Here is a 502-nt window from a genome sequence, read left to right as displayed (position 1 = left end):
TATAATCACATTCTTCTAATGGTGCTGGTGTTACCAAAACTGGTAAAGCGTTGACAATTAACTCTAAACGCGTTAGCTTATAACAGCCTGCTATTGTGGTATTGTCGTCTACGCGTACCCATAATTCTTGGTTAAAGGCTTCGGTATTGGTATAGCCTGTTGGATTGGTTATAGGATTGTTTGCGGCTTCTGCATTGTCCTGTGAGGTATAATAGTTTACAATGTATTGTGTTGCATCTTGGCCGTTGAGAATTTCTGCATCCTTAGTCCTTAAATCGAACGTTGCAAAGCCATCTGCTGAGAGGTCATCACATTCTTCTAATGGGGTTGGATCCACTAATTGTGGCGTTGGCTCTACTATTAATTGTAACGCTACTATCGTAGCACAATCTGTGGCTATGGTCGCGCTCTCTACTCTTGCATATAGCGTCTGTGTATCTATTGAACTATTACTGAAGTCTACACTAGTGTTTATTGCATCTGCATTGTTCTCAGCGTTCTC

General features: G+C 41.2%; 1 pseudogene. It reads right to left on the bottom strand.

Features of this window, described 5'->3' with window-relative positions:
* Positions 1-502, bottom strand: a pseudogene (locus Q0822_RS18215) (hypothetical protein); the annotation flags it as partial.

It is taken from the genome of uncultured Winogradskyella sp. (assembly GCF_947496485.1).
In the GTDB taxonomy this organism is placed as follows: Bacteria; Bacteroidota; Bacteroidia; order Flavobacteriales; family Flavobacteriaceae; genus Winogradskyella.
The sequence above is the reverse complement of the archived record's forward strand: the minus strand, read 5'-3'. Positions and strand labels throughout refer to the sequence as shown.